At 70.7% G+C, this 7,125-nt stretch carries 7 protein-coding genes; 6 read left to right on the top strand and 1 reads right to left on the bottom strand.

Features of this window, described 5'->3' with window-relative positions; genetic code table 11:
• Positions 1 to 65: 65 nt before the first annotated feature.
• Positions 66 to 1,988 (bottom strand): DEAD/DEAH box helicase, encoded by a 1,923-nt coding sequence (locus tag ACFWFR_RS15755; protein WP_191802484.1) that lies wholly within the window; start codon positions 1,986 to 1,988, stop codon positions 66 to 68.
• A gap of 482 nt (positions 1,989 to 2,470) precedes the next feature.
• Here ACFWFR_RS15755 and ACFWFR_RS15750 point away from each other — a divergent pair, with 482 nt between their 5' ends.
• From ACFWFR_RS15750 to ACFWFR_RS15725, 6 genes are all read left to right on the top strand, one after another.
• Positions 2,471 to 3,076, top strand: a complete 606-nt coding sequence (locus ACFWFR_RS15750; protein ID WP_377623586.1) for a CDP-alcohol phosphatidyltransferase family protein — start codon at positions 2,471 to 2,473, stop codon at positions 3,074 to 3,076.
• On the top strand, positions 3,073 to 4,005 hold the full coding sequence (locus ACFWFR_RS15745) for a DUF881 domain-containing protein (protein ID WP_191802480.1): 933 nt from the start codon (positions 3,073 to 3,075) through the stop codon (positions 4,003 to 4,005). The genes ACFWFR_RS15750 and ACFWFR_RS15745 overlap by 4 nt, the downstream gene beginning before the upstream one ends.
• Positions 4,002 to 4,334: a small basic family protein gene (locus tag ACFWFR_RS15740; RefSeq protein WP_056651935.1), complete on the top strand. Its 333-nt coding sequence runs from the start codon at positions 4,002 to 4,004 to the stop codon at positions 4,332 to 4,334. The genes ACFWFR_RS15745 and ACFWFR_RS15740 overlap by 4 nt, the downstream gene beginning before the upstream one ends.
• 8 nt (positions 4,335 to 4,342) lie before the next feature.
• Positions 4,343 to 5,629: a DUF881 domain-containing protein gene (locus ACFWFR_RS15735; protein ID WP_377623585.1), complete on the top strand. Its 1,287-nt coding sequence runs from the start codon at positions 4,343 to 4,345 to the stop codon at positions 5,627 to 5,629.
• 184 nt (positions 5,630 to 5,813) lie between these two features.
• Positions 5,814 to 6,305 carry an FHA domain-containing protein gene (locus tag ACFWFR_RS15730; RefSeq protein ID WP_377623584.1) on the top strand — a complete coding sequence of 164 codons (492 nt, stop codon included), beginning with the start codon at positions 5,814 to 5,816 and terminating at the stop codon, positions 6,303 to 6,305.
• Positions 6,302 to 7,111 (top strand): MerR family transcriptional regulator, encoded by an 810-nt coding sequence (locus ACFWFR_RS15725; protein WP_377623583.1) that lies wholly within the window; start codon positions 6,302 to 6,304, stop codon positions 7,109 to 7,111. The genes ACFWFR_RS15730 and ACFWFR_RS15725 overlap by 4 nt, the downstream gene beginning before the upstream one ends.
• Positions 7,112 to 7,125: the final 14 nt, after the last annotated feature.

The following is a 7,125-nucleotide window of genomic DNA, read 5'->3' as shown; positions in this document are numbered from 1 at the left end:
GGACCTTGCGGTCCCGGGGCCCTCACGTTCGTGCTCAGCGGCCTGAGGTCAGGCCGGGCGATCGATCAGCGCTCACCCGTGCGGTAGCGGGGAGCCTTGCGCTCGCCGCCACGCTCGGGACGCTCGTCGTAGCGACCGGCCGGGCCGTGGCCCGAGTGACCGCCCGAGTAGCCGCCCGAACGGGGAGCGGAGCCACCGGCGCGCGGTGCGCGGCTGCCCTGGGGCGCGCCCTGGTCGACCTGGATGCGCAGCGACTTGCCGGCGACACGCGCCCGCGAGATGCGGTCGATCGTCGCCGAGTCGAGCGGGGTCGCGATGTCCACGAGGGAGAAGCTCGGGAAGATGTCGATCTTGCCGAGGTCCTTGCCGTTGAGGCCACCCTCGTTCGTCAGGGCGCCGACGATGCCGGACGGCTGAGCGCCGTGCGTGTGACCGACGGCCAGGCGGTAGCGGGTACCGACGACGTCGCGGCGGATGCCACGCTCGCCGCCACGACCACCCTCGCGCGGACCGCGCGAGTCACGGTCGCCGTAGGGGCGCGACTCGCGCTCACGGCGGGCGTTCTTGGCCTCGGCGCGCTGCGCCTCGAAGAGCTCCTGCTCCTCGCGGGCCTTGGGGCCGTCGTCGCCGACCGACAGGGCCACCAGGACGGCAGCCAGGTCGATCGGGTCCACGTCCGACTCAGCGACGTACGCCGCGACGAGGTCGCGGTACATCGACAGACGGCCGGCGGCCTGACGCTCGGCGACCTGACCGAGGATGCGGCGCGCCTTGTGCGCGGAGACGTCCGCGGGGGAGGGCACGTCGACCTCTTCGAGCGTCGCGCGGATCGTCTTCTCGATGAACTTCAGGCGGTTGCGCTCGCCCGGCGTCACGAAGCTCAGGGCCTCGCCCGTACGACCGGCACGGCCCGTACGACCGATGCGGTGCACGTAGGCCTCAGGCTCGCCCGGCAGGTCGAAGTTCACGACCAGGCCGATACGGTCCACGTCCAGGCCGCGCGCCGCGACGTCCGTCGCGACCAGCACGTCCAGGGCGCCCGAGCGCAGACGCTCGACGATCTTCTCGCGGTCCTTCTGCGCCACGTCACCCGAGATCGTGGCCGCCGAGATGCCGCGCTCGACGAGAGCCGAACCGACCTCCTCGGCCGCGCCACGGGTACGGGTGAACACGATCGCCGCGTCCGCGTCCGACGTCGCGAGCACGCGCACCAGGGCACCGGTCTTGTGACGGAACGGCACGACCGAGTACGTCTGACGCACCGAGGTCACCGTCGAGGACTGGCGGGTGACCGCGATCTCGACCGGGTCGTTCAGGTGCTGGGCGGCCACGCGACGGATCGGGGCCGGCATGGTCGCGGAGAACAGGGCGACCTGACGCTCGCGCGGAGCCTGACCGAAGATCTTCTCGACGTCCTCGGCGAAGCCCATGCGCAGCATCTCGTCGGCCTCGTCCAGGACCAGGTAACGGATGTCGTCGAGCACGAGGCTGCGACGCTCCAGGTGGTCCATCACACGGCCGGGGGTCCCGACGACGATCTGGGCGCCACGCTGCAGCGCACGCTGCTGAGGCTGGTACGGCGAGCCGCCGTAGACCGCGACGACCTCGATGCCCGGCACGTGCTTGGCGAAGCTCTCGATGGCCTCGGCGACCTGCATCGCGAGCTCACGCGTCGGAGCCAGGACCAGACCCTGGACCCGGCCCAGGTTCGGGTCGATCGCAGCCAGCATCGGCAGACCGAACGCGGCCGTCTTGCCCGTACCGGTCTGGGCGACGCCCGTGATGTCACGCCCCGAGAGCAGCGCGGGGATCGCCCTCTCCTGGATGGCGGAAGGAACGGTGAAGCCCAGGTCCGTCACGGCCTGGAGGATGTTCGTGGGCAGACCGAGGTCCGCGAACGTGGGGCCCGACTGCTCGGCAGGAGCCGGCGTCTGGGCGGAGTCGACCTGGTCCGAGGCGTACGAGGGCGCAGAGGTGTCAAGAGACATAGAGATGTGTTCAACCGTTTCGCTGAGGGTGGGAGTTACGCGTGGTTGCCAAGTCGGCTCTCCACTGGCCGCACTCCCGAACACACACCGGTGACTCGCCCGCTCAGCAAAGCGGCGGGCCACACTCACACGAACACGCGGGAACAGCGACGAACTCCAGATTGTGCTGCCAGTCTACGCGACACCCGTCCCCCGCAGGGTGCCGAGCCCCGGTGACCTCCACCACAAGGCCCCCGGACACCCCAGAACCCGCCCGGGCGCACGCGAACCAGCACACACACAACGGCCCGCGCGCGAACCAAGTTCCGCAACGCCGCTGTCGCACACACCACGTCCCACACAAAACAGGTCAAACCCGGAAGAACACCCCGAGTAGCCCCTCAAGTGCCCCACCAAACAGCCCCCACGCCCCTAGGATGACCACCCGTAGGATGAAGACGGACAAGCGATGCGCAAGACGCAGTGAGCAACGGACGGTGGGCGTGGCAGCAGGGCAAGAGGTCAGCTCACGCGTCCTCACCATCCCCAACGCCATCAGCTTCCTCCGACTCGCCCTCGTCCCCCTCTTCGCCGTCCTCATCGTCCGCGGCGACGACGCCTGGGCGCTCGCGGTCCTGGCGATCTCCGGGGCGTCGGACTGGCTCGACGGCGTCCTCGCGCGCCGCCTGAACCAGGTCACCAAGCTCGGGCAGATGCTCGACCCGGCAGCCGACCGGCTCTTCATCTTCGTGACGCTCCTCGGCCTCGCCTGGCGCGACGTCGTTCCCTTGTGGCTCGTGCTCGTCATCGTGGCCCGGGACCTGACGCTGCTGGCTCTGCTGCCGGCGCTCACGCGGCACGGGTACGGCCCGCTGCCCGTGAGCTTCGTCGGCAAGGCCGCCACGTTCGCGCTGCTCTACGCCTTCCCCCTGCTCCTGCTCGCCGAGAGCCCGGGCGCACTGGGCGCCACGGCCTCGATCATCGGCTGGGCGTTCACCTGGTGGGGCGTCGGCCTCTACTGGCTCGCCGGGTTCCAGTACGTCCGCCAGACCCGACAGCTCCTCGCCCCCAGCCACCGCCCCGACCCTCAGGACACGGCCGCAGGATGACCAACGCCCCCCGCAACGACGCGCCCGCGACCCGCCGCCCCCCACGGGTCGACGCATCGATGACCTTGCTGACCGAGGTCATGGACCGCCCGCTCGACCCCGGCTACGCCGAGGCCGCCGCGCGCCGCGCGAGCGGCCAGGAGCAGTCGAAGGGCCCCCGCGCCTGGCTCCTCGTCGTGACGCTGGGCATCCTGCTCGGCTTCGTCACGACGACGGCCACGGTCGACCTCAGGGCTCCCCAGGGATCGGCGATCGCCGCCCGGCAGGTTCTCGAGGACGAGATCACCGATCGTCGCGAGACCGTCGACGAGCTCACCGCACGGGCCACGGCCCTGAGCGAGGAGACCGAGGCCCTCCAGAACGTCGCGCTCTCCGACGTCGACCCTGCCCTCCTGGAGTCCCTCAAGGTCGACGGCGTGACCAACGGTTCGATCGCGGTGACGGGGCCGGGGATCGTCGTGACGCTCAAGGACGCGCCGGCAGGGCTCGGGGCGTCCGACGAGGACTCGTTCCAGAAGAAGGTCCAGGACATGGACCTCCAGCACGTCGTCAACGGCCTCTGGGCCTCGGGGGCGGAAGCGATCGCGATCAACGGCCAGCGCCTGACCCCCCTCAGCGCCGTGCGCAGCGCGGGCGAGGCGATCCTCGTGGACCTCCAGCCGCTGATCGGCCCGTACCGCGTCGAGGCGATCGGGGATCCGGACACCCTCGAGACCGCGTTCGCCCGGTCTGCCGCGCAGGACTACCTGATGACCATCAGCCAGGCCTGGGGCATCCAGCAGAGCCGCGTCGCGCAGAGCAAGCTCTCGCTGCCCGGCAACGGGGTGCAGCGCCTCTACTACGCGTACGCCGTAGACTCCACCGCAACCGGGGGCGACGAGCCCACGGGCACCGACAGTTCACCCGCAGAGCAGGAGAGCACGGAATGATCGCAGTCGTCGGACTGGTCCTGGGCGTCGTGGCGGGGCTCGTGCTCCAGCCCACCGTGCCCGTAGCGCTCCAGCCCTACCTGCCCATCGCGGTGGTCGCCGCGCTCGACGCTCTCTTCGGCGGCCTGCGCGCCATGCTCGACGGACTGTTCGACGACAAGGTCTTCCTCGTCTCGTTCCTGTCCAACGTCGTCGTGGCAGCGCTCATCGTCTTCCTCGGCGACCAGCTCGGCGTGGGCACGCAGCTCTCGACCGGTGTCGTCGTCGTCCTCGGCATCCGCATCTTCTCCAACGCCGCCGCCATCCGCCGGCACCTGTTCAAGGCCTAGGACCCGCGATGGCGAAGAACCCGACGCCCGACGACGCCCCGCTGCCCGAGGACTCCTCAGTCGAAGACATCTCGCCCGAAGGCGCCGTGGCAGCGACGCCCGAGCCCGTCCCGTCCACGGACGAAGCCGAGACCGCTGACGCACCCGACGGCGTCGAGGAGGTCGAGCCCGGCGACGCAGCACCGCACGAGGCCGGCGTGGAGCCCGAGGCCCCGGAGCCGCCCGTCTCGTCCGACGGTCAGGTCGACGGTCGCGCAGACGGCGCGTCCGACGACCCCGGCGCCACGGGCCGCCTTCCCGACGCCGCCCCCGCCGCGACGGCCTCGACGCCCGAACCGGTCACCGAGGCCGTCGTGCAGGCTCGCTACGGGCCGCCGGCGGTCACGGGTGCCGTCGAGGCGGTCTCCGCCGCCCCGCCCGGGACGACCAGCGCGCCCGCGGACGCCCCAGCGCCCGGCGGTGAGCACGCCGTCGGGCAGGACGACGCGGCGGAGCCGCAGTCCCCGCCGCACCCACGCCCGACGCCGCACGGTCGCCACGAGGCGGCGGCGACGCCTTCTGCCGGCTCTTCTGGGGGATGGTCCAAGCTCGGGCACGCGATGCGTCCCCAGCTCACCCGCTCCAAGCTGCTCGCAGGTCTGCTGTGCGCGCTCCTCGGCTTCGCGCTCGCCGTCCAGGTGAGCCAGACGCAGGAGCAGCAGCTCTCGTCGCTGCGCCAGAGCGACCTCGTGCGTCTCCTCGACGAGGTCACGCAGCGCGCGAACGAGCTCGAGGAGCGGGTCGCGACCCTCCAGTCGACACGGGACGAGCTCAAGTCGGGTTCGGGGCAGCAGCAGGCAGCTCTCGAGCTCGCACAGAAGCAGTCCGAGTCGCAAGGGATCCTCTCGGGCCGCCTGCCGGCGGAGGGAACGGGGATCGAGCTGTCGATCGTCGAGCCCGGCCAGCCGCTCACGGCCCCCAAGCTGTTCAACATCCTCGAGGAGCTGCGCAACGCAGGAGCCGAGGTCATCGAGGTCAACGGCGTCCGTCTCGTCACGAGCAGCTACTTCGAGGACAGGGACGGGGGGATCGTCGTCGACGGCCAGAAGATCACCTCGCCGTACCGGTGGAAGGTGATCGGCGACCCGTCGACGCTCGAGACGGCCCTCGAGATCCCCGGCGGGGCCATGGCCACGGTCCGGACCGCCGGTGCCGTGCCGACGATCACCCAGAAGGAGCTCGTGACCGTCGACGCGACGCGTGAGCCGCAGGCTCCGCAGTTCGCGACGCCGGTCCCCGCCGAGGACGGCAGCTGACCCTCGTCATGCCTCCTGACGTGCACGGATTCTTCTCTCGGACCCGTCCGTCGGGGTAGGTTGGTCGCGTTGGGCGGCATTCCTCCGCCTCGCCGCGTTCCCTGTACCCGGGAGACCGGTAGGTGTAGTAACTTCCCCCCAAGGTATTTTGCTCTGAATGCGTAAAAACTCCCGAGGAGGCGAGATGACCACTCCAGGTGAATCTGCGGAGCCGCGCCGGGGAGGCAGCGATACGACCGTCACGTTCGGACGAATCGAGCTTCCGATCGACGACGGCCTGCAGCCGGGCAGCCTCACTGCTGAGGAACAGACCGCCATCTCGGCACTGCCGCGCCATTCCGCGCTGCTCGTCATGCAGCGGGGACCCGCCGTCGGCTCGCGCTTCCTGCTGGACGCCGACAGGGTCGTCGCTGGTCGCAGCGAGCACGCGGACATCTTCCTCGACGACGTCACGGTCTCGCGCAAGCATGCCGAGTTCGTGCGCGAAGGGGGACAGTTCGTCGTGCGTGACATCGGCTCCCTCAACGGGACCTACGTGAACCGCAACCGGGTGGATGCCGTGAACCTGGTGACCGGCGACGAGGTCCAGATCGGCAAGTACCGACTGACCTTCTATGCCAGCCCCGTCCTGGACGAGCCCGCGGGCCCGGCGGAAGGTGCGGCAGAGCACCCGTGAACCAACCGGCACGTTCCCCCTGGGGACACGAGGACCGGTTCGGCGGGACCGGTGCGCACGCCGCCCGGGCCCTGGCGGACCACGAGGTCGAGGACTCCACCGAGAGATGGCCTCACGGCATCTCGCGGCGCGCGACCATGCGTATCTCGGACGTTCTGCGAGCCCTGCGTACGGAGTTCCCCGGCGTCAGCCACTCCAAGCTGCGCTTCCTCGAGGAGCAGGGCCTGATCGACCCCGAGCGCACGCCGTCGGGCTACCGCCAGTACAGCCCGGCCGACGTCGAGCGTCTGAGGTACGTCCTGCTCGAGCAGCGCGACCGTTACCTCCCGCTCAAGGTCATCAAGGAGAACCTGGCGGCTCTGGACGAGGGCGAGGTCGTGGAGAACCCCGCGCCTCGTCTCGCGACGAGCGGGGGCGAGCCCGAGCGTGCGGCCACGCGGCAGAAGTACACCGTCGCGACCCTCGCCTCGACCGCCGAGGTGGACGTCTCGCTCGTCGAGGGGCTCATCTCCGCGGGAGTGCTTCGCCAGGCGCCCGGGGGGCAGCTCGACGCCTGGTCGCTCGAGGTCGTCCAGCTCGCGGCCGCGCTGTCCGAGTACGGGATCGAACCGCGACACCTCCGTCTCCTGCGCACGTCGGCCGATCGGCACGTCGGTCTGGTCGAGCAGGTCGTCGCGCCGTGGCGTAGCCAGCAGAGCGCCTCGGCCCGCGCTCACGCCAGCGCTCTGGCCGGCGAGGTCGGCGAGCTCTTCGCCAAGCTGCACACCGTCTGGGTCCGCCAGGGAGTGGGCGACCTCACGAACTGAGGCACAGTTCACCT

The sequence above is a fragment of the Oerskovia sp. NPDC060287 genome, from assembly GCF_042726775.1.
Lineage (GTDB): Bacteria > Actinomycetota > Actinomycetes > Actinomycetales > Cellulomonadaceae > Oerskovia > Oerskovia merdavium.
Note: the sequence above shows the minus strand (reverse complement) of the source record. Positions and strands in the feature narration are given on the sequence as shown.